The organism is Aeromicrobium sp. Root344 (genome assembly GCF_001425755.1).
Taxonomy (GTDB): Bacteria; Actinomycetota; Actinomycetes; order Propionibacteriales; family Nocardioidaceae; genus Aeromicrobium.
Genome location: NZ_LMDH01000001.1, coordinates 681295 through 705189 on the forward strand (window position 1 = coordinate 681295; position 23895 = coordinate 705189).

General features: G+C 67.9%; 29 protein-coding genes. 10 read left to right on the top strand and 19 right to left on the bottom strand.

Annotation, left to right across the window (positions count from 1 at the left end; translation table 11 throughout):
• Positions 1 to 3: 3 nt before the first annotated feature.
• Together ASC61_RS03320 and ASC61_RS03325 are read right to left on the bottom strand one after the other, a co-directional pair.
• On the bottom strand, positions 4 to 669 hold the full coding sequence (locus tag ASC61_RS03320) for a hypothetical protein (protein WP_056209327.1): 666 nt from the start codon (positions 667 to 669) through the stop codon (positions 4 to 6).
• A 111-nt stretch (positions 670 to 780) separates the two neighbouring features.
• Positions 781 to 1755, bottom strand: a complete 975-nt coding sequence (locus tag ASC61_RS03325; protein ID WP_056209331.1) for a GNAT family N-acetyltransferase — start codon at positions 1753 to 1755, stop codon at positions 781 to 783.
• 59 nt (positions 1756 to 1814) lie between these two features.
• Between ASC61_RS03325 and ASC61_RS03330 the strand changes: the two genes are divergently transcribed.
• On the top strand, positions 1815 to 2177 hold the full coding sequence (locus ASC61_RS03330) for a VOC family protein (protein ID WP_056209333.1): 363 nt from the start codon (positions 1815 to 1817) through the stop codon (positions 2175 to 2177).
• 6 nt (positions 2178 to 2183) lie between these two features.
• Here the strand turns inward: ASC61_RS03330 and glmM are convergent, their stop codons facing one another.
• Genes glmM through rplM form a run of 3 tightly spaced genes read right to left on the bottom strand, consistent with a single transcriptional unit; the run spans position 2184 to position 4489 of the window.
• Positions 2184 to 3530, bottom strand: a complete 1347-nt coding sequence (gene glmM, locus ASC61_RS03335) for a phosphoglucosamine mutase (RefSeq protein WP_056209338.1) — start codon at positions 3528 to 3530, stop codon at positions 2184 to 2186.
• A gap of 6 nt (positions 3531 to 3536) precedes the next feature.
• Positions 3537 to 4034 carry a 30S ribosomal protein S9 gene (gene rpsI / locus ASC61_RS03340; RefSeq protein WP_056209340.1) on the bottom strand — a complete coding sequence of 166 codons (498 nt, stop codon included), beginning with the start codon at positions 4032 to 4034 and terminating at the stop codon, positions 3537 to 3539.
• Positions 4035 to 4045: 11 nt separating this feature from the next.
• Positions 4046 to 4489: a 50S ribosomal protein L13 gene (rplM, locus tag ASC61_RS03345; RefSeq protein WP_056209342.1), complete on the bottom strand. Its 444-nt coding sequence runs from the start codon at positions 4487 to 4489 to the stop codon at positions 4046 to 4048.
• A 248-nt stretch (positions 4490 to 4737) separates the two neighbouring features.
• On the opposite strand from rplM, the gene ASC61_RS03350 reads away from it, so the two are divergent.
• From ASC61_RS03350 to ASC61_RS03380, 7 genes are all read left to right on the top strand, one after another.
• Positions 4738 to 6033 carry a citrate synthase gene (locus tag ASC61_RS03350; protein WP_056209344.1) on the top strand — a complete coding sequence of 432 codons (1296 nt, stop codon included), beginning with the start codon at positions 4738 to 4740 and terminating at the stop codon, positions 6031 to 6033.
• A gap of 75 nt (positions 6034 to 6108) precedes the next feature.
• Complete coding sequence (locus ASC61_RS03355; RefSeq protein WP_157439359.1) at positions 6109 to 6666, top strand: hypothetical protein; 558 nt, start codon at positions 6109 to 6111, stop codon at positions 6664 to 6666.
• Between the two features lie 21 nt (positions 6667 to 6687).
• Complete coding sequence (gene truA / locus ASC61_RS03360) at positions 6688 to 7479, top strand: tRNA pseudouridine(38-40) synthase TruA (protein WP_056209348.1); 792 nt, start codon at positions 6688 to 6690, stop codon at positions 7477 to 7479.
• Positions 7476 to 7979, top strand: a complete 504-nt coding sequence (locus ASC61_RS03365; protein WP_056209351.1) for a GNAT family N-acetyltransferase — start codon at positions 7476 to 7478, stop codon at positions 7977 to 7979. Before truA ends, ASC61_RS03365 begins: the two co-directional genes overlap by 4 nt.
• 13 nt (positions 7980 to 7992) lie before the next feature.
• Entirely contained in the window at positions 7993 to 8334 is a 342-nt protein-coding gene (locus ASC61_RS03370) for an MmcQ/YjbR family DNA-binding protein (protein WP_056209354.1), read from the top strand.
• Positions 8331 to 9095, top strand: coding sequence for an endo alpha-1,4 polygalactosaminidase (locus ASC61_RS03375; RefSeq protein ID WP_200935385.1), 765 nt, complete (start codon positions 8331 to 8333; stop codon positions 9093 to 9095). The genes ASC61_RS03370 and ASC61_RS03375 overlap by 4 nt, the downstream gene beginning before the upstream one ends.
• Positions 9096 to 9107: 12 nt before the next feature.
• Positions 9108 to 9692, top strand: coding sequence for a class I SAM-dependent methyltransferase (locus tag ASC61_RS03380; RefSeq protein ID WP_056209358.1), 585 nt, complete (start codon positions 9108 to 9110; stop codon positions 9690 to 9692).
• On the opposite strand, the gene ASC61_RS03385 is transcribed toward ASC61_RS03380, so the two are convergent.
• The 10 genes from ASC61_RS03385 to ASC61_RS03430 form a co-directional block, all read right to left on the bottom strand.
• Entirely contained in the window at positions 9689 to 12127 is a 2439-nt protein-coding gene (locus tag ASC61_RS03385; RefSeq protein WP_056209361.1) for a S8 family serine peptidase, read from the bottom strand. The two genes, ASC61_RS03380 and ASC61_RS03385, sit on opposite strands and share 4 nt — an antisense overlap.
• 150 nt (positions 12128 to 12277) lie before the next feature.
• Positions 12278 to 12877 carry a 50S ribosomal protein L17 gene (gene rplQ, locus ASC61_RS03390; protein ID WP_056209363.1) on the bottom strand — a complete coding sequence of 200 codons (600 nt, stop codon included), beginning with the start codon at positions 12875 to 12877 and terminating at the stop codon, positions 12278 to 12280.
• Between the two features lie 50 nt (positions 12878 to 12927).
• Positions 12928 to 13938 (bottom strand): DNA-directed RNA polymerase subunit alpha, encoded by a 1011-nt coding sequence (locus tag ASC61_RS03395; protein ID WP_056209366.1) that lies wholly within the window; start codon positions 13936 to 13938, stop codon positions 12928 to 12930.
• A 71-nt stretch (positions 13939 to 14009) separates the two neighbouring features.
• Positions 14010 to 14618 carry a 30S ribosomal protein S4 gene (rpsD, locus tag ASC61_RS03400; RefSeq protein WP_056209369.1) on the bottom strand — a complete coding sequence of 203 codons (609 nt, stop codon included), beginning with the start codon at positions 14616 to 14618 and terminating at the stop codon, positions 14010 to 14012.
• Between the two features lie 33 nt (positions 14619 to 14651).
• Positions 14652 to 15047, bottom strand: coding sequence for a 30S ribosomal protein S11 (rpsK, locus tag ASC61_RS03405; protein WP_056209373.1), 396 nt, complete (start codon positions 15045 to 15047; stop codon positions 14652 to 14654).
• A 6-nt stretch (positions 15048 to 15053) separates the two neighbouring features.
• The gene (rpsM, locus tag ASC61_RS03410) at positions 15054 to 15422 is read right to left on the bottom strand and encodes a 30S ribosomal protein S13 (protein ID WP_056209375.1); all 369 of its coding nucleotides are present in this window, start codon (positions 15420 to 15422) and stop codon (positions 15054 to 15056) included.
• A gap of 176 nt (positions 15423 to 15598) precedes the next feature.
• Positions 15599 to 15712 carry a 50S ribosomal protein L36 gene (rpmJ, locus tag ASC61_RS03415; protein ID WP_007540807.1) on the bottom strand — a complete coding sequence of 38 codons (114 nt, stop codon included), beginning with the start codon at positions 15710 to 15712 and terminating at the stop codon, positions 15599 to 15601.
• 35 nt (positions 15713 to 15747) lie between these two features.
• The gene (gene infA / locus ASC61_RS03420; RefSeq protein ID WP_007078610.1) at positions 15748 to 15969 is read right to left on the bottom strand and encodes a translation initiation factor IF-1; all 222 of its coding nucleotides are present in this window, start codon (positions 15967 to 15969) and stop codon (positions 15748 to 15750) included.
• A gap of 141 nt (positions 15970 to 16110) precedes the next feature.
• Entirely contained in the window at positions 16111 to 16980 is an 870-nt protein-coding gene (locus ASC61_RS03425) for a serine hydrolase (protein ID WP_082530427.1), read from the bottom strand.
• A 109-nt stretch (positions 16981 to 17089) separates the two neighbouring features.
• Positions 17090 to 17557, bottom strand: coding sequence for an Lrp/AsnC family transcriptional regulator (locus ASC61_RS03430; protein WP_056209377.1), 468 nt, complete (start codon positions 17555 to 17557; stop codon positions 17090 to 17092).
• A gap of 145 nt (positions 17558 to 17702) precedes the next feature.
• Between ASC61_RS03430 and ddaH the strand changes: the two genes are divergently transcribed.
• Both ddaH and ASC61_RS03440 read left to right on the top strand, forming a co-directional pair.
• A complete protein-coding gene (gene ddaH, locus ASC61_RS03435) occupies positions 17703 to 18572 on the top strand; it encodes a dimethylargininase (RefSeq protein WP_235503470.1) in 870 nt (289 codons plus the stop codon).
• A 78-nt stretch (positions 18573 to 18650) separates the two neighbouring features.
• Positions 18651 to 20771, top strand: coding sequence for a CHAP domain-containing protein (locus ASC61_RS03440; protein WP_157439360.1), 2121 nt, complete (start codon positions 18651 to 18653; stop codon positions 20769 to 20771).
• Positions 20772 to 20776: 5 nt separating this feature from the next.
• Here ASC61_RS03440 and ASC61_RS03445 read toward each other — a convergent pair whose 3' ends face one another.
• The 4 genes from ASC61_RS03445 to secY are packed head-to-tail and all read right to left on the bottom strand — an operon-like array spanning position 20777 to position 23894.
• Positions 20777 to 21193, bottom strand: coding sequence for a hypothetical protein (locus ASC61_RS03445; protein ID WP_157439361.1), 417 nt, complete (start codon positions 21191 to 21193; stop codon positions 20777 to 20779).
• Positions 21194 to 21197: 4 nt separating this feature from the next.
• On the bottom strand, positions 21198 to 22010 hold the full coding sequence (gene map / locus ASC61_RS03450; RefSeq protein ID WP_056209388.1) for a type I methionyl aminopeptidase: 813 nt from the start codon (positions 22008 to 22010) through the stop codon (positions 21198 to 21200).
• A gap of 16 nt (positions 22011 to 22026) precedes the next feature.
• Positions 22027 to 22590, bottom strand: a complete 564-nt coding sequence (locus ASC61_RS03455) for an adenylate kinase (RefSeq protein WP_056209391.1) — start codon at positions 22588 to 22590, stop codon at positions 22027 to 22029.
• Positions 22590 to 23894: a preprotein translocase subunit SecY gene (gene secY / locus ASC61_RS03460; protein WP_056209393.1), complete on the bottom strand. Its 1305-nt coding sequence runs from the start codon at positions 23892 to 23894 to the stop codon at positions 22590 to 22592. The genes ASC61_RS03455 and secY overlap by 1 nt, the downstream gene beginning before the upstream one ends.
• Between the last annotated feature and the right edge of the window lies 1 nt (position 23895).

Sequence of the window (23895 nt, forward strand, 5' to 3'; positions counted from 1 at the left end):
CGATCAGAAGTTGCAGAACGACTGCGAGTACGTGAACGGTGCCGAGCTCTTGGCAGGTGCACCGCTGGCCAGGTCCGTCGTCGCGACCGCAGGGAACGAGTACTCGGCGGTGCCGGGATAGAAGTTGACCGCCGCGTTGCCCTTGCCGTCCTGGTACGCCTGCCGCGAGACGCCGAAGGTGGCGAAGTGCACCGACCGGTAGGGCCGCGCCGGGTAGAAGTGCGCGAACATCGTGATGTTCCCCGCGTCGTTCGAGCACTGGAAGCTCGGGGTCACCGCGAAGAACGTGACCGATTGCGCCACGACCGTGACCTTCCTGGAGTAGCCGGAGATCGCCGGGTCACCACCGCTGGGCGGCGCGTAGAACCGGTAGTAGCGGGAGCGGCTCGTCGTGAGGGCGAACTCGAAGTTGCCGGACAGGCTGCTTTGCTGGGTCGACTTGGTGGTCCAGGAGTCGTCCGTGTGGTTGCGGTACTGCAGCTTGACGGTGCGGATCTTGTGAGTCGAGAGCGTGCCGAAGGCCGAGAACTTCTCGTACTTGATGACCTTGGAGTACGACACGTTGAGGTCGCGTGAGCTGGCCGCGTTCGCGGCCGCGGTCGTGACGCCGACCGCGATGAGTGCAGCGCTGCTGAGGATCGCGGCGCCGAGCAGACGAGTGGAACGCATGAGGATCTTCTCCCTGTGGATGGTTCCCGAGAAGCGTTCGAAAACTAGTGCACGCCGAGGCAACCTGTCTCGCGAATGCGGAAAATGTCTGGACTTTTTATGGGGGCCGGCTCAAGTCGTTCGGACGTACTCGCCGAGCCAGCCGACCTGCCGGAACCCCAGCCTCTCGTTGACGGCGATCATCGGCCCGTTGCTCGCGGCGTTGAACGTGTGGACCTGGCGCCGGGTCGCGAGGAGGTCCGCGGCCTCCTCCATCGCCCGCACCTTCAGCGAGAGCCCGAGGCCGTGCCCGCGGTGGTCGGCCAGCACGAGGGTGTCCCACTGGTACGCGTTGTGGGCGTCGGTCTCGGAGAGCTGCAGCTGCGTGTGGCCCGCCAGCACGCCGTCCGGAGAGACGGCGGCCACGACCTGCATCACCCGCCCCTGCTGCTGGAGGAGCCGCTCGTCGGAGCGGATGCGGGCCCGGTCGAAGAACTCGTTCTCGAGCGGATAGTCGCCCGAGGGCGCCTCCTGCACGATCAGCGACAACAGGCGGGCGTACTGGTCGATCCACTCCTCGGGGCACGGGCCGCGCCAGGCGTGCAGCGTGTAGCCGTCGCGCGGCGGCGCCTCCGGGAGCTGCGCAGGCAGCGTCAGCACCCGGTGCGCGTCGACGAGGTCGCGGCGGAAGCCCATCGCCTCGGCGAACGCCGTGCGGCCGGAGCCCTCCTGACCGAGGTCCCATCGCACCTCGACGTACAACGTGTGCCGGCCTGCCGTCCGCGCGATCTCGGCGATCCGCGCCAGGACCGCGGCGCCGTGACCCTGCCGGCGATGCTCCGGCCGTACGACGACGTCGACGTAGCCGAGGTCGAGATTGTCCTTCTGCGGCATCTCGATGTAGCCCATGCCCACCGGCTCCCCGGAGTCGTCGCGGGCGAGGACACCCGCGATCTGGAGGTGCGGCGCGTCCTGCAGCAGCTCGGCTCGCTGCTCTCGCGCCGTGTAGGGCCGGTCCCACTCGTCGTCGTGCCCGGCGACGTAGACGTCGTGAAAGGCGGCGAACTGGTCGTCGTCCGCGGGATCGAGGAGCTCGACGATCGTCATCTCGCGAGTCTACGAAAGCCGCGTCGCCTTCTGTCGGTGCCGAGCGGCAGCATCGACACATGACCTCATCACGACACCACCGCCTCGACTACGTCGAGCTCGCCGCCACCGACCTGGCCCGGCTCAAGACGTTCTACGCCGGCACGTTCGGGTGGACGTTCAACGACTACGGACCCGACTACGCCGGCATCCAGGGCGCCACCCCGGAGGATGCCGAGGTCGGCGGACTCAACCCCGAGGCCACGCCGAGCCGCGGCGGCGTCTTCGTCCAGCTCTACTCCGACGATCTCGACGCCACCGCCGAGGCCATCGCGACGAACGGCGGAGAGATCGTCAACGGACCCTACGGCTTCCCCGGTGGCCGCCGGCTCCACTTCGTCGATCCCAGCGGCAACGAGCTGGGAGTCTGGTCCGAGCAGTAGCCGCCGTCAGAGCGCGAGGGTCGAGCGGACGACTCCCGCGAGGTGCTGCGCGACCTCGGTGGCCTCGTCGTGCGTGGCCGCCTCGACCATGACGCGAACGAGCGGCTCGGTGCCGGACTGGCGCAGCAGCACGCGGCCGCTGTCGCCGAGCCGCGCCGCGGCGATCGCCACCTCGCCCTGCAGCACGGGGTCGGTGTCGGCACGGGCCTTGTCGACGTCGGGCACGTTGATCAGCACCTGGGGCAACCGCGTCATGACCGACGCGAGCTCCTCGAGGGTCTGGCCGGTCTCGCGGATGCGCGAGGCGAGGTGCACCGCCGTCAGCACGCCGTCGCCGGTCGTCGCGAAGTCGGCCATGATGACGTGCCCCGACTGCTCGCCACCGAGGTTGAAACCGCCGGAGCGCATCGCTTCGAGGACATAGCGATCGCCGACCGCCGTCTGGATCACCGTGATGCCGGCTGCGTGCAGGGCCTGGACGAACCCGAGATTGCTCATGACGGTCGCCACGACCGTGTCGTCGGCGAGCCGGCCGGCATCGCGTGCGGCGATGCCCAGGATCGCGAGGATCTGGTCACCGTCGACGACGGCACCGGAGTGATCCACGGCCAGGCAACGGTCGGCGTCGCCGTCGAAGGCGAAGCCCGCGTCAGCACCGTGGTGGATGACGGCCTTCTGCAGGTCGTCGAGGTGCGTGGAGCCGCAGTTGAGGTTGATGTTGAGGCCATCGGGCTCGGCGTGGATCGGGATGATCGTGGCGCCGAGCTGCTCGAAGACCTGGGGCCCGACCTCGAAGGCCGCCCCGTTGGCACAGTCGAGCACGATCGTGAGGCCGTCGAGGGGGCCAGGGGACGACGCGACGAGGTGCTTGACGTATGCCCCGACTCCCGCGTGGCTGTCGCCGATGCGACCCACGCCTGACCCGGTCGGCCGGTCCCAGGGCTCCTCGAGACGCTGCTCGATCTGCAGCTCGAGGTCGTCATCGAGCTTGAGGCCGCCGCGGGCGAGGAACTTGATGCCGTTGTCAGGCATCGGGTTGTGGCTCGCCGAGATCATGACGCCCATGTCGGCCTGGAGATAGGACGTCAGGTAGGCGGCGCCGGGGGTCGGCACGACGCCGAGCCGGTGCACGTCGACCCCGGCAGACGCAAGACCCGCGACCACCGCAGCCTCCAGGAACTCTCCTGAGGCGCGGGGATCGCGGGCAACGACTGCGGTCGGACGCTGGTCGGCGAAAGCACCGACCTCACCGAGGATGTGGGCCGCCGCGACCGCGAGGTCGACGGCCAGCTCTGCGGTCAGATCACGATTCGCAAGTCCGCGAACGCCATCTGTGCCAAAGATCCGGCCCACAGCGGTCTAGCGCTTGCTGTACTGGGGAGCCTTACGGGCCTTCTTGAGGCCAGCCTTCTTGCGCTCCTTGATGCGCGAGTCGCGCGTCAGGAGTCCGGCCTTCTTGAGCACCGGGCGATTGACCTCTTCGTCGATCTGGTTGAGCGAGCGGGCCACACCGAGGCGCAGCGCGCCGGCCTGGCCGGTCATGCCACCACCGGTGACGCGAGCGATGACGTCGAAGCGGTCCTGCAGACCGGTCTCGGCGAACGCCTCCTTGGCAATCTGCTGGTGCAGCTTGTTGGGGAGGTACTCCTCGAGCGGCTTGCCGTTGACGGTCCACACGCCGGTGCCCGGCACGATGCGGACGCGCGCGATGGCTTCCTTGCGGCGGCCCGTCGCGGCACCCGGTGCGATCGTCGCGGGCTTGTCGGAGGTGACAGCGGAGCCAACGGTCTCCGAGGTGTATGCGACACCCTCGGCGTTGGTCTCGAACTCGGTCTCTTCGGTGCTGGTCTCAGTCACGATGCTCTTCTTTACTGGGAGATCTGCGTGATCTCGAACGGCTGGGGCTTCTGGGCGTGGTGCGGGTGCTCGGGGCCGGAGTAGACCTTGAGCTTCGTGATCAACTGATCACCCAGACGGTTCTTGGGGAGCATGCCGCGCACCGACTTCTCGATCGCCTTGCGGGCATCCTTGTCGAGCAGGTCACCGTAGGCGATGGACTTGAGTCCGCCCGGGTAGCCGCTGTGGCGGTAGGCCAGCTTGTCGGTGCGCTTGTTGCCCGACAGGGCGACCTTCTCGGCGTTGACGATGATGACGAAGTCGCCACCGTCGACGTGAGGAGCGTACGTCGGCTTGTGCTTGCCGCGCAGCAGCGTCGCAGCCTGGACGGCGAGACGGCCCAGGACGATGTCCTCGGCGTCGATGACGTGCCACTGACGGGTGATGTCAGACGGCTTGGGGCTGAACGTACGCACGGCGTGACCTTCTCGTTCTTGGTGGTGTGGCGGTTGATCAAAACTTTCGGCGGTCGCATCCGCGGCTCAAGCCGACGGAGACACGACACACAAGGTTAACCGGCGGCAGCCACTCGGGTCAAAACGAGGTGGCCCCCCGTCTCACACCCACGACCCCAGATCGTGTGAATTGCAGACCCGCACTAAGTTGGTTGATGGCTGCATCACCTCGCAGCAGGGCAATTCCCCGCCGTCACAGGAGACCCATCGTGACCGAAAACCAGACTTTGACCGTCCGCGACAACCGCACGGGCGAGGAGTACGAGCTCCCGATCACCGACGGCACCGTCCGCGCGAGTGACTTCAACCAGATCGGGAAGTCCGCGGACGAGCCCGGCCTCGCGGTCTACGACCCCGGCTTCACCAACACCGCCTCGACCCGCAGCGCCGTGACCTACATCGACGGCGACAAGGGCATCCTCGAGTATCGCGGCTACCCCATCGAGCAGCTCGCGGAGAAGTCCACGTTCCTCGAGGTGGCCTACCTCCTGATCCACGGCGAGCTGCCCACCAAGGAGCAGCACGAGCGCTGGGTGCACGAGATCACGTTCCACACGTTCGTGCACGAGAACGTCAAGTCGCTGATGCAGGGCTTCCGCTACGACGCGCACCCCATGGGCATGCTGCTGTCGAGCGTCGGCGCGCTGTCGACGTTCTATCCCGAGGCGCGCAACATCAGCGATCCCGACGTCCGCCACGAGCAGGTCGTCCGCATGATCGCCAAGATGCCCACGCTGGGCGCCTGGTCGTTCCGGCACGCGCAGGGCAAGCCCTACGTCTACCCCGACAACGACCTCAACTACACCGAGAACTTCCTCTCGATGCTGTTCAAGATGAGCGAGCCCAAGTACGACCCGGACCCGCGGCTCGCCAAGGCCCTCGACGTCCTGCTGATCCTGCACGCCGACCACGAGCAGAACTGCTCGACCAACGCCGTCCGCTCCGTCGGGTCGAGCCAGGTCGACCCCTACTCGGCGGTCAGCGCCGGCATCGCCGCCCTCTACGGCCCGCTGCACGGTGGCGCCAACGAGGCGGTCCTCAAGATGCTGCGCCGCATCGGCAGCAAGGACAAGATCCCGGCGTTCATCGAGGGCGTCAAGAACGGCGACGAGAAGCTCATGGGCTTCGGGCACCGGGTCTACAAGAACTTCGACCCCCGCGCGACGATCATCAAGAAGGCCTGCGACGACGTCTTCGAGGTCACCGGCGTCAACCCGCTGCTGGAGATCGCGCAGGAGCTCGAGCGCATCGCTCTCGAGGACGACTACTTCATCAAGCGCAAGCTCTACCCCAACGTCGACTTCTACTCCGGCCTGATCTACGAGGCGCTGCAGTTCCCGCCCGAGATGTTCACGGTGCTGTTCGCCATCGGACGTACGCCCGGCTGGCTCGCGCAGTGGCTCGAGCTGGTGGACGACAAGGAGCAGAAGATCGCTCGCCCCAAGCAGATCTACACCGGCGACCGGCAGCTCGACTTCGTCCCCGCCGAGGAGCGCTGGAAGTAGGTCTCGCCACCTGCTCGTTCCGTGACCTTGTCGAAAGGACCCTTCGACAAGGTCAAGGTGCGGCACAGTGTCCGCATGAGCGAGACGCTGACCGCGGTGCCGGTACGACGGCTCGGAGTGCTGCTCATCAGCGTCGTCGTCCTCGCACTCACGCTGACGTGGGCGTTCCTCAGCATGCGGGCCGTCATGGAGGTCGGCGGCTCGTGCGCTGACGGTGGCCCGTACGTCAGCGCGCAGCCGTGCCCCGGCGGCGCCGGCTTCATCGGCATCGCGGTCCCGGTCATGATCCTGGCGACGTTCGTCGGCAGCTTCGTGGCGATCAGCCTCAGCGCGCCCAACCTCCTCGTCCCGATGTGGACGCTGCTGTTCGGCTCGCTGGGCTGGAACTTCCTGGAGTACGCGATCGAGTGGCCCGGTGGCGTCGACCCCGGGTGGCTGATCTGCGGCATCGTGTTCGAGCTCATGGCGTTGCCCGGGCTGGTCGTCATCGTCATGTCGCGCGGCGCGATGTGGACGTCGGGCAAGGGCGCCACCAGCGCGCCGAACGATTCCGGGCTGTGGTGGGGCATCTATGCCGCGCTCGGCACGATCGGCGCAGCCCTCGGGGCGTGGTCCTTCTACTCGTGGCGCTGACCTGCCCGGTAGCGTGACCGGGTGCGACTGCGACTCGACCTCTCCTACGACGGCACCGGCTTCCGGGGATGGGCCGTCCAACCCGGCCTGCGCACGGTCCAGGGCGAGATCGAGGCCGCCATCGCGATGATCCTGCGTCTCCCCCGGTCGGCTCAGCTGACATGTGCCGGCCGCACGGATGCCGGCGTGCATGCGCGCGGGCAGGTGGCCCACGTCGATCTCGACGACGTCGACCCGGGGCACCTCGAGCGGCGGTTGCGCCGGTTGCTGCCCGACGACATCGTGCTGCGGTCGCTCACCGTGGCCGCCGATGGCTTCGACGCCCGGTTCGCAGCGCTGGAACGCCGCTACGCGTACCGGATGTTCGACGGCCCGCCCGGCCCCGACCCGCTGACCCGCACCTCGGTCGTACGCTGGCCCCGCCGGCTCGACGTCGAGGCCATGAACGCCGCCGGCGACCGCCTGGTCGGCGAGCACGACTTCGCCTCGTTCTGCAAGAAGCGTGAGGGCGCGACGACGATTCGCACGCTCCGCCAGCTCAGCACCGTGCGCGACGGCGACAGCCTCGAGACAACCGTGCGCGCCGACGCGTTCTGCCACTCGATGGTGCGATCGCTGATGGGGCTGCTCGTCGCGGTCGGCGAGCGACGCTACGAGCCGGAGTGGACCGACGAGGTGCTCGCCAAGGCCACGCGCGACGCCCGGGTCATGGTCATGCCGCCGCACGGTCTCGTGCTCGAGGAGGTGGTCTACCCCGATGACGCCGGGCTCGCCGCCCGCGCCGCCGAGTCACGTCGCAGGAGGGACGAATGACGCTGCACCTGGTCCGCCTCACGCTGCCCGTGTTCGAGGCACTGGCGGCCGAGAAGGTCACCGAGGCCGAGCAGCTCACCGGGTTGACGATGGGTCCGTGGTTCGCCGAGCGGGTCGAGATCTGGCACTACATGATCTCGCTGCTCGAGGGCCGGCCCGACAACGCCGACTGGCTCATGCAGGCCGTCGTGATGCACGGCGCGGCCATCGGCAACGCCGGGTTCAAGGGCGCGCCGCTCGACGGCCAGGTCGAGCTCGGCTACAGCATCGCGCCCGAGCTGCGCCGCCGCGGCTACGCGTCCCAGGTCGTGCGCCTGCTGCTCGAGCGCGCCGCGCAGGACGCCCGGGTCGACCGGGTCATCGCCCGGATCAACCCCGACAACGCGGCCTCGCTCGGCGTCATCGCCAAGGCCGGGTTCGTCCCGGACGGCGACCACCTCAGCGCCAAGGCGGGCCTCCAGCTCCAGTTCGCGCATCCGATCGACCGACCACCGCGATGAGAGACTGATCGGCATGGGGGTCACCTGGGAAGACGTCGTGGCGTACGCCGCGACCCTGCCCGAGGTCGCGGAGTCGACGTCGTACGGGACCCCGTGCCTCAAGGTCGCCGGCAAGCTCATGGCGCGGCTGCGCACCGAGGACGACGGTGGGCTCGCGATCAAGTGCTCGACGTCCGACAAGGTGGCGCTCACCGGCGGTGACGACCCCGCCTACTACACGACCCCGCACTACGACGGCTACAACTACGTCCTCGTACGCCTCGAGCTCGCCAGGGCCGACGAGCTGTTCGAGCTCATCGCGGACGCCTGGCACATCGCGGCACCGGCGACCTTGCGCAAGCGGCACGCCCCGTGAGCCCGTTCCTCGCGGCGCTGACCGCGCTCCTCGGCCTCCTGGCGAGTCCACCGGTTGCGGGTGTCACCGACTACCAGCTCGGCGGCGCCTACGCTCCCGAGGCGAACGTCCAGGTCGTCACCCGCGACCGCACCGAGAAGCCCGCTGAGGGGACGTACTCGATCTGCTACGTCAACGCGTTCCAGACCCAACCCGGCTCGTACGCCTGGTGGAAGGCGCACCATCCTGACCTGCTGCTGCGCAACGCGAGCGGCACGCTGGTGCGCGATCCGGGCTGGCCCGACGAAGTCCTGCTGGACATCCGTACGCCCGCCAAGCGCGCCACGCTGGCCACGGTGGCTGGAGCGTGGTTCGTGAAGTGCGCGGCTGACGGGTTCCAGGGCACCGAGCCGGACAACCTCGACTCCTGGACGCGCTCGCGCGGCCTGCTCCGCGAGTCCCACGCGGTGGCGTTCGCCAAGCTGCTCGTCCGTGACGCGCATCGTGCCGGGCTCACCATCGCCCAGAAGAACGCGCCGGAGCTGTCCGGCAAGGGCATCGGCTTCGACTTCGCCGTGGCCGAGGAGTGCGAGGTCTACCGGGAGTGCGGGGCGTACACCACGACGTACGGGCGCCGGGTCATCGAGATCGAGTACACCGACAACGGCCGTGCCGCCTACCGCCGCGCCTGCGCTGCGCGGTCCGGCACCCACTCGATCATGCTGCGCGACCGCGACGTGGTGCCCCGCGGCGCTGCGGGCTACGTCTTCCAGACCTGCTGAGACAATGGGCCAGTGCCGGACCACTACTTCGACGCCAGCCCTTCCGTCCCCGACCGGCGGCAGGACGTCACGACGCGGATCTGGGGCAAGGAGCTGACGTTCACCACGTCGGCAGGGGTGTTCTCGCACGACGGTCTCGACAAGGCGACTGCGGTCCTGTTGCGCACCTCGAACCCGCCGACGGGCGGCACGATCCTCGACCTCGGCTGCGGCTGGGGACCCATCGCCTGCGCCCTCGCAGGCGCCGGGGCGACGGTGTGGGCGATCGACCCCAACGAGCGCGCGCTCGAGCTGACCGCGCTCAACGCGTCCCGTCTCGGCGTCACGGTGCACACGGCGCTGCCCGATGACGTACCGGCGGACCTCGTGCTCGACGAGATCTGGTCCAACCCGCCGATCCGCATCGGCAAGCAGGCCCTCCACGACCTGCTGCTGAGGTGGCTCCCCCGCCTCGCCCCCGAGGGCGTCGCCCGTCTCGTGGTCGGCAAGAACCTCGGCGCTGACTCGCTGCAGCGCTGGCTCACCGACCAGGGCTGGCCGACCGAGCGCGTCGCGAGCGAGAAGGGCTTCCGGGTCCTGGAGACCCGCCGCGGCTAGTAGGAGGTGATCCGCCGGCTGATCGAGTACTTCGACGCCACGTACGTGTTGCCGCCGAACTTGACCTTGATGGAGTGCGCGCCCTTCTTCAGCAGCGGCAGCCTGATCGTCTTCCTGCCGAGGGCACTCCCGTACAAGGTGGTGGAGACGATGCGTCGCGATCCGTCGAAGACCTGGATCGTGCCGGTCGGCCCGGGGTTGCTGAACGGTGGTGCCGTGACCGTGACACGCACCGAGGCGTGGGAGGTGTGCCGCACCCTGGTCGCGAGCGATGTCGCGACAGCCGGGACGACCCGGCGTATCGCGAACGGCTGCTGCTCGGACGATGCCGCCGGTGTCGAACCGGCACCGAGGTAGGCGGCCCGCAACAGGTCCGTGCCCGGCTTCCACGCTGTGCCCGGGATCGTGATCTCCGCGGCGACCCGGTTCGGCTGGCCGTCCTGGGGTGCCACGTCATGAGTCGTGCCGGTCGCCACCACGGTGCCGTCGGCCCGCCGGATCTGGATCTCGCCGTTGTCGATGACCTGGTCCGGCTGGTAGTAGTCGGCCACGACCTCGACCGTCGTGGTGAACGGTTTGCCGTACGTGATCGGGTCCGGACTCGTCGTCATCCAGACATCGGGTCCGGCCGGGACCGGCACGGTGGCCGCCGAGGTCGACGGGAACTTGGAGAACGGGTAGATGCGCGGCTGGATCGTGACCGTCAGCGACTTGCCCACATCCTGCTGAGTCGGGTGGTACACCTTGGAGTAGGCGCCGGTGATCGGCTCCCCGTCCCGCATCCAGATGTAGTACGGGTCGGCCGGAACACGGACCCACGATCCGGGCGTGGCCGTGAGCGGCTCGCCGATCCGCACGTCACCGGTGATCGTGGTCGGAGTCAGGGGCACCTCCACCCGACTCAGGTCGAGCAGCCCGCGACCGCACCACGAGTGGCCCGTGCAGTTCAGGTCGACGTAGTAGGCGTCTCCGTTGAACACCACGCGCTTGTTGGCGTACGTGCTGGACTTCGCCCGGAACGGTGACACGGAGGCATAGAGCGCCGTCTCGACCTCGCTTGCCGTCGGAGTCCCCACGGTGTCGAGCAACGAGCGCAGGAGCGCGGCGCCGGCGGAGACCTCCGGAGCCGCCATGCTGGTGCCTTCGTAGCGCACGTACGCCGGGGCCGCTGCCCCGGTCTTCCCCGTGTTGCCGAGCCCGAGGACGGAGTCGCCGGCACCCTCGACCAAGGTGTCGCCACCGGGTGCCGAGATGTCCACGGTCGACCCGATGTTGGAGTAGATCGAGCTGAAGCCCTTCAGGCTCGTGGCACCCACCGACACGAATCCCGAGCAGGAAGCCGGTACGGCGAGGTTCGCGTTCGCCCCGTCATTGCCGGCGGCGGCGACGATCACGGACCCGCGTGCGCGCGCTGCCGACGCGGCCGCTGCGTAGGGGACACAGAACTCATCGCGCTCGGCCTTGGTGTCGTACGTGGAGCCGAGGGACAGGTTGAGGACCTGCGACGGCGTCGCGTTGTCCGGGACGCCGGCCACGTGGCCGCCTGATGCCCAGGTGATCCCGGCGATGATGTCGGAGTCCCACCCGCCGCAGTGACCCAGCACGCGTACGGGCTGGACCTTGACGCCCGGCGCGACACCGGCGATGCCGATGCCGTTGTCCGCCTTGGCCGCGACCTGGCCGGCGACGAACGTCCCGTGCCACGAGCTGGGATAGGCGGGCGAGTTGCGACCGCAGTAGCCCGCCGTTGCCCAGTCTCCCGGGTCGGTCGGGTCACCGTCGCGGCCGCCACCGTCTCCCGCGTTCTTGAGCGCCATCGGGCTGTCGGCGCTGATCATGTCCCAGCCCGGGACGACCTGTCCGTCGAGGTCGGGGTTCGGGAGGATCCCGGTGTCCAGGACGGCGACCTGGGCGGAGTCGGAGCCCGTGGTCTTCCGCCACAGGGAGGGCGCCTTGACGCTGTAGCCGCCGGCCGGCGATGTCGCGGTCGAGTCCCACACGTTCCTCTGGTTCGGGAAGTAGGGATCGTTGACCGGGGTCGGCGACGCCGCCTGGTGCTGGCGCAGGGTGTTGGGCGCTGCCCAGACGACGTCGGCGCGCTTGGCGACCTCGTCGGCGACCTTCGAAGCGACCTCGGTCGAGACGGTCTGGTCGAAGTCGATCGTCGAGATCTTGCCGGTCAGCTTGTCGTCTGTCGCGACATCAGCCTTCGAGCCCAGCGCGTCGTCGGTCGCCGCGAGAGCGCCGTCCGACGGTGTCGTCGTCGTGGTCTGGACGATCAGGCCGCGGGCCACGGGGGCGCGTTGCTCGGGGACCGGGCGACCCGCCGCTGTCGTCGACGGAGCCACCGGCGCCGCAGTGGCGTTCACACCGAGACCGGCGAGGGTCAGGGTCGCGACGGCGACAACGGTCAGAGAGCGGCGAGGCAACGACACGGGTGGATCCCCCAAAGAAAGGGCGCGGCTCCTGTGAGCCCGCGCCTACCAGGACACCCTATCGAGTCAGGGAGTCACGCGAAGCGGAGGTGAGACAGATGGCAGGAGGCCCGCCACCTTGCGGTGACGGGCCTCCTGACGAGCTGATGCCTACTTGGCGTCGTCCTCGGTGGTCTCCTCTGCAGGAGCCTCCTCGGCGGCGTCGGTGTCCGTGGCCTCGGCGACCGTCTCGGCTGCCTCAGCAGCGTCGTCGGTGGCGTCGACGGGCACGTCGGTGCCCAGGTCCTCGGTCGCGACGACCTCGATCTCCTCGACTGCCGGCTCCTCGACGGGCGCGGCGGCCTTGGGAGCAGCCTTGGCCTTCTTGGGCGTCTGGTTCTGCGCGCCGAACTGCTTGGCCTCGACGATCTCGATGACGGCCATGGGGGCGTTGTCGCCCTTGCGCGGCGCGACCTTCGTGATGCGCGTGTAGCCGCCGGGACGGGTCGCCATGGCGGGACCGATCTCGGTGAACAGCGTGTGCAGGATGCTCTTGTCACGGATGACCTTGACGACCTGGCGGCGGTTGGCCACCGTGTCGGTCTTGGCCTTGGTGATGAGCGCCTCTGCGTAGGGACGCAGACGACGGGCCTTGGCCTCGGTCGTCGTGATCTTGCCGTGCTCGAACAGGTTCTGCGCGAGGTTGGCGAGGATCAGACGCTGGTGGGCCGGGCTACCGCCGAGGCGAGGTCCCTTGGTGGGGGTGGGCATGGTTTCGTCTCCAAATGTGTTCGGGCTGAGCCGTCAAGGACGGGCAGTACTCAGTACTGCTCGTCCTCGGCGAAGCTGGCGTCGTCGTCGTAGGCGTCGATGACGGCCGACGGGTCGAAACCGGCCGGGCTGTCCTTGAGCGCGAGACCCATCTCGGCGAGCTTGGCCTTGACCTCGTCGATCGACTTCGAACCGAAGTTGCGAATGTCGAGCAGGTCCTGCTCCGAGCGCGTGATGAGCTCACCCACGGTGTGGATGCCCTCGCGCTTGAGGCAGTTGTAGGAGCGCACCGTGAAGTTGAGGTCCTCGATCGGCAGGGCCAGGTCGGCAGCGAGCTGCTCGTCGACCGGGCTCGGACCGATGTCGATGCCCTCGGCCTCGACGTTGAGCTCACGGGCCAGGCCGAACAGCTCCACCAGGGTGGAACCGGCCGACGCGATCGCGTCACGCGGCAGGATCGACTTCTTGGTCTCGACGTCGATGACGAGCTTGTCGAAGTCCGTACGCTGCTCGACTCGGGTCGCCTCGACCTTGTAGGTCACCTTGAGGACCGGCGAGTAGATCGAGTCGACCGGCATGCGGCCGATCTCTTCGTCGCCGGACTTGTTCTGCACGGCCGAGACGTAGCCACGGCCACGCTCGACGACGAGCTCGATCTCGATCTTGCCCTTGGCGTTGAGCGTCGCGATGTGCAGGTCGGGGTTGTGGACCTCGACGCCAGCCGGGGGCTGGATGTCGGCGGCGGTCACGTCACCGGCGCCCTCCTTGCGGAGGTACATGACGACGGGCTCGTCGTTCTCCGAGGAGACCACGAGCTCCTTGAGGTTGAGGATGATCTCGGTGACGTCCTCGGTCACGCCGGGGACAGTCGAGAACTCGTGCAGGACGCCGTCGATCTTGATCGACGTGACGGCCGCACCCGGGATCGACGACAGGAGCGTACGACGAAGCGAGTTGCCGAGGGTGTAGCCGAAGCCGGGCTCCAGGGGCTCGATGACGAACCGCGAACGGAACTCGTCGACGACCTCTTCGGACAGGGCGGGGCGCTGGGCGATGAGCATTGTTTCTTCCTTTCCGGACCAACCTCTATTTGAAGGTCCGGGTTGTTTTCTCTGGTGAGAGCGGGGCCAGATCAGATCTTGGAGTAGAACTCCACGATCAGCTGTTCGTTGATCGGGACCGTGATCTGCTCGCGCACAGGCTGGCTGTGGACGAGGATCCGACCGCGCTCGGGCGCGACGTCGAGCCAGGCCGGCACGGTGTCGCGGTCGTGGGTCTCACGCGCGACGATGAACGGCGTGGTCTCCAGGGACTTGGTCTTGACGTCGATGATGTCGTGCTTGCTCACCTGGAACGACGGGATGTCGGTCTTGACGCCGTTGACCACGAAGTGACCGTGGTTGACGAGCTGGCGGGCGTGACGACGCGTACGGGCGAAGCCGGCACGGTAGACGACGTTGTCGAGGCGCGACTCGAGGATCTGCAGCAGGTTGTCGCCGGTCTTGCCGGGACGACGCGAGGCGAGCTCGTAGTACTTGCGGAACTGCTTCTCGAGCACTCCGTAGGTGTAACGCGCCTTCTGCTTCTCGAGCAGCTGGTTGCGGTACTCCGACTCCTTGACGCGCGCGCGGCCGTGCTGGCCGGGAGGGTAAGGACGCTTTTCGAATGCAGCGTCACCACCGACGAGGTCGATGCCGAGGCGGCGCGACTTCTTGGTGAGAGGTCCGGTGTAACGGGCCATGGTTGATAGCTCCTAGAAAGAATTCAGTCGACGTCAGAGACGACGGTGCTTGGGGGGACGGCAGCCGTTGTGGGGGCTGGGTGTCACGTCGGAGATGGTGCCGACCTCGAGGCCGACTCCGCTCAGCGACCGGATCGCCGTCTCGCGGCCCGAACCGGGGCCCTTCACGAAGACGTCGACCTTCTTCATCCCGTGCTCCATCGCCTGACGACCGGCCGACTCGGCAGCCATACCGGCTGCGAACGGCGTCGACTTGCGCGAGCCCTTGAATCCGACGGTTCCGCCGGAGGCCCATGCGATCACGGCGCCCGAAGGATCCGTGATGGTGACGTGGGTGTTGTTGAACGTGCTCTTGATGTGGGCCTCGCCCTGAGCGACGTTCTTCTTCTCCTTGCGGCGAACCTTCTTGCCAGCTGTCTTAGGAGGCATGCGCTATCACTTCTTCTTTCCGGCGACGGTGCGCTTGGGGCCCTTGCGGGTACGCGCGTTGGTCTTGGTGCGCTGGCCACGAACGGGCAGGTGCGCACGGTGGCGACGGCCCTGGTAGCTGCCGATCTCCATCTTGCGGCGAATGTCACCGGTGACCGTACGACGCAGGTCGCCCTCGGTCTGGTAGTTCGCTTCGATGTGATCGCGCAGAGCGACGAGGTCGTTGTCGTCGAGCTCGTGGACGCGCTTGTCCGGGCTGATGCCGGTTGCTGCGAGGGTCTCGGCGGCGCGGGTGCGGCCGATCCCGAATACATACGTGAGTGCGATCTCAATGCGCTTTTCGCGCGGGAGGTCGACTCCTACGAGGCGTGCCATCTAGGCATTTCCTTCCATTCGGCGAGGTATGGCCACCTGAGGCATCCCGACTGCCTCCAGGATCTTTGGTCGATCCTGAGTCGGGCTCCGGCCTACGCTTCCGGAGGTGACCCGCCACGATCGTGCTGTGACGGGAGCGATCAGATGTTTCGTGTTGCTGTGTGAAGAACTTCTGCTCAGCCCTGGCGCTGCTTGTGACGCGGGTTTTCGCAGATCACCATGACGTTGCCGTGGCGACGAATCACCTTGCACTTGTCACAGATCTTCTTCACGCTCGGGTTGACCTTCATCGAGATTCTCTCTTTGGGATCTGAACGTGGTGGATTTACTTGTAGCGGTAGACGATGCGGCCGCGGGAGAGGTCGTACGGCGAGAGCTCCACCACAACGCGGTCCTCGGGGAGGATGCGGATGTAGTGCTGGCGCATCTTGCCGCTGATGTGCGCGAGAACCTTGTGGCCGTTGGCCAGCTCCACGCGGAACATCGCGTTGGGAAGTGCCTCTACTACGGCGCCTTCCATCTCGATGACGCCTTCTTTTTTCGCCATAACCTCTTCTTTGTGTCGCTTGTCCGGCCGATCGGCCCGTTCTGGCGCACCCCAGCGAAGCCGCCTGAGCGGTAGCCACGACATGGGAATGCAGACCTGAAAAGGCCGACTCCCGATTCTACGCTCACACAGGCGGCAGACTCAAATCGCCGACAGTCCCGCGACCGCGGCGCGGGCCACCGCGTCGACCAGCGCGACGCCGTCATCGTACGAGGCGTTGCCGTCCGAGAGCACGGCGACGAGGTACGTGTGGCCGCCGGCCTCGATCTCGCCGATGCTCGTGACGTCCCACAGCCCGGTCGCCGACCGCTGCAGGTAGCCGACCTTGAGCGCTGCGTCGTCGGCGTCGTCGGCGGCAGCCGAGACCCCGAAGTTCTGTGAGTCGACGACGTGCGACATGAGCTCCTGCTCGTACGCCTGGGAGTCGGCCGTCAGCACGGAGCCGACCCCGAAGACCACCTCGAGGAGCTTCACCTGGTCGGCCGCTGTCGTCTGCGTGAGCCCCCAGCTGCCGTGCGAGCCGACCACGGTGTCGTCGAGCCCGACGATGTCGTTGAACGCCTCGAGGCCGGCCTTGCCGCCGACGGCGTTGAACAGTGCGGTCGCAGCGGAGTTGTCGCTGCGCTCGATCATCGCGGTCGCCAGTGCCCCCTCCGACGCCGTGAGGGTCCGACCGGCCTGCTGGGCCTGGTGGAGCAGTGCCGCGAGGATGTCGACCTTGACGATGCTCGCGGTGTCGTACGAGCCGTCGCCGTACGTGAGAGTCGCTCCCGTCTCGACGTCGACCGCCGACACGGCGAACTCCGCGTCGGTGTCGATCGCCGCGAGCGCAGCCGTCGACGGCTCGGTCGGGACGGTGGCGGCGGCCGGCCTGGTCGGCGCGGTGGTCGTCGTCGGCGTCCGCGTGGGCGTGGCAGCGCCAGAGTCCTGCGACGCCAAGGTCAGACCACTGATCGCGACGAGCGCGCTCACGAGCAGCCCCGCGAGCCCGTAGAGGGGCGATTTCGCCATGCCGAGGACGCTAGGCATCGGCCTGTTTCCTGTGGGTTTCCATGAGCGTGACGCTAGGAATCGCGGCTGGGATCTCCCTCCACGTCGGGTGTCAGCCGCCTGTGAGCCATCAGGTCGGCGGGCTGAACTCCGACTGGCCGGGTCCGTAACGCTCGATGAGTCGCGACAGGACGATCGCGGTCTCGGTGTGGTCGATGTTGTCGGTCTCGACCCGCACGCGTTCGAGTGCCCGCTCGAGATCGCGTACGTCCTTGGCCACGATGTGCAGGATCGCGTCGGCGGTGCCCGACACCGTCGCCGCTGCATGCACCTCCGGCACCCGGCTGAACGCCGCGCGGAGCTCGTCGGGCGAGATCGTGCCCTTGCAGTGCACCTCGACGTACGCCTCGGTGCTCCAGCCGACGAGGTCCGGGTCGAGGACGGCGGTGAACCCGCTGATCACGCCGTCTGCCAGCAGCCGGTCCATGCGGCGCTTGATCGCCGGGGCCGAGAGGCCGATGCGATCGCCGATCGTGGCGTAGCTGGCCCGCCCGTCCTCGAGCAGGCAGCCGATGAGCTTGCGGTCCAGATCGTCCATCGAGCCAGTATTGCAAGAATCCGCCGCTGAATCGCCATTGACGCAACAAATCGCCGGGCTTGACGACAGTTTCCGATTCGTTGAGCCGTTCTGCCCGGCTCTAGCATTGATTCATTGCGCAGCACCTCACCCCTGGAGGCTCACGTTGACCGTTCTCGACACCCGCACCGTCGTCCGTACCGCCGCCCCGTACGCCCGAACGTCGAGAACCCGGCACTACCTGATGTGCGAGCCGACGCACTTCGAGGTGACCTACGCGATCAACCCGTGGATGGACCCGAGCAACCCGGTCAACGTCGATCGCGCGCGGTTGCAGTGGGACGTCCTGCGCAACACCTACCTGAGCCTCGGCCATCGCGTCGACCTCATCGAGCCGATGCCGGGCCAGCCCGACATGGTGTTCGCGGCCAACGGCGGCCTCGTCGTCGGCGGTCGCGCGTACGGCGCGAAGTTCCGCTTCCCCGAGCGCGCTGCGGAGGGCCACGCCTACGCGTCGTGGCTCGTACGCTCCGGCGTCACGGTCGCCGAGCCGACGCACACCAACGAGGGCGAGGGCGACTTCCTGGCCCTCGGCTCGATGATCCTCGCCGGCACCGGGTTCCGTACGTCGCTGGCGGCGCACATCGAGGCCGCCGAGGCACTCGACCGGCCCGTCGTGTCGCTGGAGCTCGTCGACCCGCGGTTCTACCACCTCGATGTCGCGATCGCCGTGCTCGACGACGGCAACGGTGACGCACCGGCCGAGATCGCCTACTACCCCGGCGCGTTCAGCAAGCACAGCCAGCGCACGCTGCGCGACCTGTTCCCGGACGCCGTCATCTGCTCCGAGGCCGACGCCCGCGTGCTGGGCCTCAACGCGGTGAGCGACGGACGCCATGTCGTGCTGCCGGCAGCGGCGACCGGGCTCGCGGCCTCGCTCACGGCGCGTGGCTACACCCCGGTGCCGGTCGACCTGGGCGAGTACATGAAGTCCGGGGGCAGCGTGAAGTGCTGCACGATGGAGCTGCACCGCTGAATTTGCAGGGCAAATGCCACTGTTGTAATTCAGTTCAATTCATTCCCACCAGTCACACCAGTCACGTAGGGTAACCGGGTGTCACGCTCCCGGGTCCTCATGGTGGTGCTGTTCTGCGCTGCCCTCCTGGTCCCGATCTCGGCCGCTCAGGCGAGCTATTCGCTGATCTGCACGGGGTACACGTCCTGCGCCGACAAGGGCTACTCGCACTCCGGGTACGCGACTCACAAGTCGACGAGCTACTGGCGGATGTACACCGGCACCAACTGCACCAACTACGTCGCCTACCGCCTCGTGACGACCAACGGGATGCCCAACGAACGACCGAGGTCCGGCGTGGGCAACGCCGAGGACTGGGGCTTCGCGATGGCGTCGATCACCGACTCGACTCCCGTCGTCGGATCGGTGGCGTGGTGGGGCAGGACCGGCCACCACGTCGCGTACGTCGAGAAGGTCGTGTCATCGAGCGAGATCTGGGTGTCGGAGTCCAACTGGAGCGGCGCCTTCGACTGGCGCAAGATCACCAAGTCCGGGTCGGGATGGCCTGACGGCTTCATCCACTTCAAGGACCTCAAGCTCGTCAACAACGTACGCCCGACCATCAGCGGCGTCGTCAAGGTCGGTGGCGCCCTGACCGCCTGGGGCGGCGACTGGACCCCCAAGGGCAACACGTACGTCTACCGGTGGCGCGCCGACGGCGTCAACATCCCGGGCGCCGAGGGCAAGACCTTCACCCCCACCGCCGCGCAGCTCGGCAAGCAGCTGTCGGTCTCCGTGACCGCCAGCCGGCCCAGCTATCCGACGCTGCGGGCCTACTCCGTCTCCAAGAAGGTGGCTCCGGGCACGCTCAAGGCGACGGTGGCTCCGGAGATCACCGGCACCGCGCGGGTCGACTCAACCCTGTCGGCATCGGTCGGCACCTGGTCCCCCACCGGCGCGACGTACGCCTTCCAGTGGAACGTCGACGGCAACCCCGTCACCGGCGCGACCGGCGCGACCTACACCCCCGGTCCGGCCGAGGTCGGCCGCCGGGTCACGGTCACGGTGACCGCCTCCAAGCTCGGCTACGACAGCGTCGCCTCGACCTCCACGCCGACGGCCGAGCTCGCGCCGGGCCCGCTGACCGCGACCATCAAGCCGAGCATCACCGGGACGCCCAAGGTCGGTCTGCCCCTTTCGGCGCACCACGGCACCTGGTCCAAGCCGGACCTGACCTTCAGCTACCAGTGGTTCGTCGACGGTTCCGAGGTGAGCGGTGCGGACAGTGCGACGTTCGTCCCACGCGCCGCCGACGTCGGGCTCCCCGTCACGGTGCACGTGACGGCCAGCCGCGCCGGCTACGCCACGACGACGGCCATCTCACCGCAGACCACCCCCGTCGAGCGCGGCACGTTCAGGCTCGTCGAGAAGCCGGCGATCACCGGCAACCACACGCGCGTCGGGTCGCGGCTCACTGCCACGACTGGGCAGTGGTCGCCCGGTGGGACCTACACCTACACGTGGTACGCCGACGGCAAGCCGATCACCGGCGCGACGAGCCAGTCGTTCATCCCGACCAGCCGTCAGCTCGGCGCGAAGATCCGCGTCCGGGTGTTCGCCCACCGTGCCGGTTACGCCACAGCCTCAGCACTCGCGGACAACACCGAGAGGATCGAGCGCGGCCGCATCCAGAACGTGACGGCCCCGCGGATCACCGGCACAGCCCGCCTCGGTTCCTCCGTGGCGGTCTCTCCCGGTGAGCACACGCCCTCCGGTGCGACGCTCCGCTACCAGTGGCTACGCGACGGCAAGGTGCTGACAGGCGCCACGGGTCGTACGCGCAAGATCACGGTCGGCGACCTCGGCCACAAGCTCTCGGCGCGGGTCCGGTTCGCCGCACCGGGCTACACCGCGCACACCGTCACGACGGCTCCGACGGGCTGGGTCAAGGCGAGGACGACGATCGGTGTCTCCGCGACGCCGGGCACGCGACGCGTCTCGTTCACGATCAAGGTCACGGCGGCGGGTCTCCCGGCTCCGGACGGCACGGTCCAGGTTCGCTTCGACGGCGACCACTACCGCACCGTGACGATCGTCGACGGTCGCGGCAAGGTGACGCTCACGAACCAGGCCTCCGGCCCCCATGCGTACGTCTTCACGCTGCGCGGCACGCTCAAGCTCACCTCGGCGACCTACCGCAAGACCGTCACGATCAGCTGACCGGATCAGGCGGCGGAGTCGAACACGACCTTCCATCGAGTGCCGATGCGCTGCACGTCGTAGGACTCGGTCGGATAGCCGTTGCCCCAGGTGATGCTGACCGTGGCGCTGGCGTCGTGCAGCGCTCCGACGCGATAGGACACCTCGTCGAGGTCGATGCCCTCGTCGGCGAACGAGTCCTTGGACTGCTCGACGACGTCGCAGCCGAGCTCTGTCGGCGTGACGACGAGCTTGCGGGCGGCCTTGCAGTCGCCGGCGTCGAGGGCCCGCATCAGTGCGTCGACCGCCGCGGCGGCCGGTTCGAGTGCGGGGGCGGACGTCGCCGTGCGCGTCGGTGTCGACGCGGGCGACCTCTCCGGCGGGTCCGAGGTGCCGCAGGCCGCGGCGACCAGCAGTACGCCCATCGCCACCGCCAGCCTCATGCCCTCAGTGTCCCCCGTAAGGCACACCGAGCTCGGCGAGCCGGGCCGCGCCGCCGTCGATCGCCGTCAGCACCCAGGCTCCGGCGTCGGTCAGGGTGAACGTGTGCTCGTAGTGAGCCGCCCAGGAGCCGTCCGTCGTCACGACGGTCCAGTCGTCAGCCAGCGTACGCGTGTCCGGCGAGCCGAGGGTCACCATCGGCTCGACCGCGAGGGCCAGCCCCTTGACGAGCTTGGGCCCGCGCCCCGGCTTGCCGTAGTTGGGGACGTTGGGCGGCTGGTGCATCGCCGAGCCGATGCCGTGGCCCGTGTAGCCCTCGACGATGCCGTAGTCACCGGCCGCGTCGACCGTGGTCTCGACCGCGTGGCTGATGTCAGACACCCGGCCACCGAGATGCGCCGCCGCGATGCCCCGCCACAACGCCTCCTCCGTGACCCGCATCAGCTCGGTGACCTCGTCGGGCACCTCACCGATGGCCACGGTCGTCGCGGCGTCGCCGTGCCAGCCGTCGACGATCGCACCGCAGTCGATCGAGATGATGTCGCCGTCCCGAAGGACCCGCGTGCCGGGGATGCCGTGCACCACCTGGTCGTTGACCGACGTGCAGATGACACCCGTGAAGCCGTGATAGCCCAGGAAGTTGGACGTCGCGCCCTGCGAACGGATGTGGTCGTGGGCGATCGCGTCGAGCTCCGCGGTGGTGACGCCGGCCACGGCAGAGCTACGCAACACCTCGAGTGTCGACGCCACGACGCGCCCAGCTCTTCGCATCGACTCGATCTGGGCCGGCGTCTTGATCTCGATGCCGCGTTCGAACATGGCTGTTGGCCGACCCTCAGCCGGGCAGGGCGGCGTCGATCCTTCGGGTGACCTCGTCGACGTCACCCATGCCGTCGACCTCGATGACCAGGCCTCGGGAACCGTAGACCTCGAGCAGGGGCGCCGTCTCGGCGGTGTAGACCTCTTGGCGGTGCCGGATGACGTCCTCGGTGTCGTCGGCGCGGCCGCTGGTCTCGGCCCGCTTGAGCAGGCGCTGGATCAGCTCCTCGGGATCGACGACGAGCTCGAGCACGCCGTCGAGCTTGGTGCCGAGCCCGTCGAGGATGCGATCGAGGGTGTCGACCTGGTCGACCGTGCGGGGATAGCCGTCGAGGATGAACGCGTCGCGGGCGTCGTCCTGCGCCAGCCGGTCCTCGACCATCGCGTTGGTGACCTCGTCGGGGACGTACTCACCGGCGTCCATGTAGCGCTGCGCGGTCTTGCCGAGCTCGGTCTGCTGCTGCACGTTGGCGCGGAAGATGTCGCCCGTCGAGATGTGCGCTCCGCCGATGCGCTGGGCCAGCGCCACTGCCTGGGTTCCCTTGCCCGCTCCCGGGGGGCCCATGATCAGCAGCCGCATTACTTGAGGAACCCTTCGTAGTTGCGCTGCTGCAGCTGGCTCTCGATCTGCTTGACGGTGTCGAGGCCCACGCCGACGATGATGAGGATCGTCGTGCCGCCGAACGGGAAGTTCTGGCTGGCGTTGAGGATCGCGATCGCGATCATCGGGATCAGGGCGATCATGCCGAGGTAGAGCGCGCCGGGTGCCGTGATGCGGCTCAGGACGTACGCGAGGTAGTCCTGCGTCGGCCGGCCGGCGCGGATGCCCGGGATGAAGCCGCCGTACTTCTTCATGTTGTCGGCGACTTCTTCGGGGTTGAACGTGATCGACACGTAGAAGTAGGTGAAGAACACGATCAGCACGAAGAACGTGACCATGTAGTAGGGATGGTCGCCCTTGACGAAGTTGTCGTTGACCCACTGGGCCCACGGGGCGCTCTGGTTGAACTGCGCCATCAACGCTGGGAGGTACATCAGGCTCGAGGCGAAGATCACCGGGATGATGCCGGCCTGGTTGACCTTGAGCGGGATGTAGGTCGAGGACCCGCCGAACATCCGGCGACCGACCATGCGCTTCGCGTACTGGACCGGGATGCGGCGCTGCGCCTGCTCGATGAAGATCACCGCGGCGACGATGACGAGACCGATCAGCACGACGAGGACGAACGTCGTCCAGCCCTTGGTCTGCTTGATCTGCCACATGGCACCCGGGAACGTGGCGACGACCTGGGTGAAGATCAGGATCGACATGCCGTTGCCGATGCCGCGGTCGGTGATGAGCTCGCCGAGCCACATGATGACCGCGGTGCCGGCGACCATCGTGAGGACGATCAGGAGGAACGACAGGATGCTGTCGTTGTTGTAGAGCAGGTCGCCGGTGGTCTGGCCGCCGAAGAGGTTGCCGGAGCGGGCGAGTGCCACGATGCCCGTCGCCTGGAGGATCGCGAGACCCAGCGTCAGGTAGCGGGTGTACTGCGTGATCTTGGTCTGGCCGGCCTGGCCCTCCTTCTTGAGGGCCTCGAGCCGCGGGATCACCACGACGAGGAGCTGCAGGATGATGCTCGCGGTGATGTAGGGCATGATGCCCAGTGCGAAGACCGTCAGCTGCAGCAGGGCTCCGCCGGAGAAGACGTTGATCAGCGCGAAGAGACTGCTGTTGTCACCGTTGGTCGCAGCGTCGACCGAGTCCTTGACGTTGCCGACGTTGATGCCCGGCGCCGGCATGGTCGAGCCGAGGCGGAAGAGCACGATGATGAACAGGACGAAGAGGATCTTCTTCCGCAGGTCGGGCGTCCTGAATGCATGGACGAAGGCGCTGAGCACC